The following is a 1,586-nucleotide window of genomic DNA, read 5'->3' as shown; positions in this document are numbered from 1 at the left end:
GGGCGAGCGGGGGTCGCCGGCGCGAGCGGCGAGGGGTGACAGCGCGCCGGTCGGCAGCGCCGACCTCGCGGAGGGCGGGGGCGGGTCCGGGCCGCGTCCCCTTGCATGCGGTGTAGAAGGCGGGCCGCCCTGCCGGGCCCGCAGGGGCGGCAGGGGCTGCGGCGGGTGTCCGAGTCATGAGAACCGGCACCGGCGCCGCGGGTACGGACCGTCGCGCCGGCGCCGGACGTCGCCGGGACGGCGCCGCTCTCGCGGACGGCGGGACCGGCCGCAACCGGCTCCGCACGCACGCTCAGGGCAGCGTCGGCAGGCAGCCGGGGAGCGTACGGGCCGGTCCCGCCTGCTCGAAGGCGTACGCGCAGCCGAGGACCGCCGCGTCGCCGCCCCGCGGTCCGACGAACGAGACGCCCAGGGGCAGCACGCCCCGGGCGTACCCGGCGGGCACGGTGACGTGCGGGTGCCCGGCCACGGCGGCATCCCGGGTCACCGCGGCGAACGGACCGTCACCCGTCGTCCCGGCGAGCAGCGGCGCGGGGCCGGCGGTGGGGGTGACGAGGACGTCAAGCCGGTGCCGGGCGAACGCGCCGTCCAGCGTCCGCCGCGCCTGCCGGACCGCGGCGGCGCGGTGCCGCCGGTACACGGGATCGCGGAGATCGCCGCCGGTCCGCTCCGCCCGCTCGAAGACGTCCTGGCCGAAGAGGGCCAACTCCGTGCCGGCGTGCCGGAGGTTGTACGCGATGAGGCCGGCCAGGTCGCGCGGGTGCGAGCCCGGCGTGGCGGCGAGCCAGGCGCCGACGTCGTGCTTGAACTCCGTCAGCAGGGCCGGCTCCAGGTGCCGTTCCGCCTCCTCGTCCGCCCCGGGCGCGTCCAGGCCCTCGACGTCCTCGACGAGGGCGGCGCCCAGGTCCCGGATCCGCTCGACGGCGTCCTCGAACACCTGCTCCGTCCACGGGTCGAGGCCGTCCGGCCGCCGGACGCCGACGCGCCGGCCGCGCAGCGCGCCGCGGTCGAGCACCGCGCGGAGACCGGCGGGCAGGGCGCCGGCGGCACGGGCGGTGACCGGGTCGGCGGGGTCCGGGCCGTGGACCGCCCACAGCACCAGCGCCGCGTCGGCGACCGTCCGGGCGAGGGGCCCGGCGGTGTCCTGGCGGCTGGACAGCGGCACGATGCCGCCGCGGCTCACCAGCCCGCGCGTGGGCTTGAAGCCGACCGTGGCGGTGACGCTCGCCGGCAGGACGATCGAACCGTCCGTCTCGGTACCGATCGCCGCCACGGCCAGGCCGGCCGCCACGGCCACCGCCGAACCGCTGGACGACCCGGACGGGCTGCGGTCGAGCACGTAGGGGTTGCGGGTCTGGCCCCCGGTCGCGCTCCAGCCCGCCACGGAGTCCTCGGACCGGAAGTCGGCCCACTCCGTCATGTTCGCCTTCCCCAGCAGCACGGCCCCGGCCTCCCGCAAACGCCGCACCAGGAACGCGTCCACCGCCGGCCGGGCCCCCAGCAGGGCCGCCGAACCGGCGGTCGTCGGCTGCCCGTCCGCCGTGCCGACGTTGTCCTTGACCAGGACCGGGATCCCCTCCAACGGC

General features: G+C 78.6%; 1 protein-coding gene. It reads right to left on the bottom strand.

The features are described from left to right. Positions 1 to 292: 292 nt before the first annotated feature. Positions 293 to 1,586 (bottom strand): amidase family protein (locus JNW98_RS19095; protein ID WP_223769468.1); only part of this gene is annotated, 1,294 nt, incomplete at its 5' end.

Origin of the sequence: Streptomyces huiliensis, assembly GCF_020037025.1 — a bacterium.
Classification (GTDB): domain Bacteria; phylum Actinomycetota; class Actinomycetes; order Streptomycetales; family Streptomycetaceae; genus Streptomyces; species Streptomyces huiliensis.
This window is presented reverse-complemented; position numbering and strand designations above follow the sequence as displayed.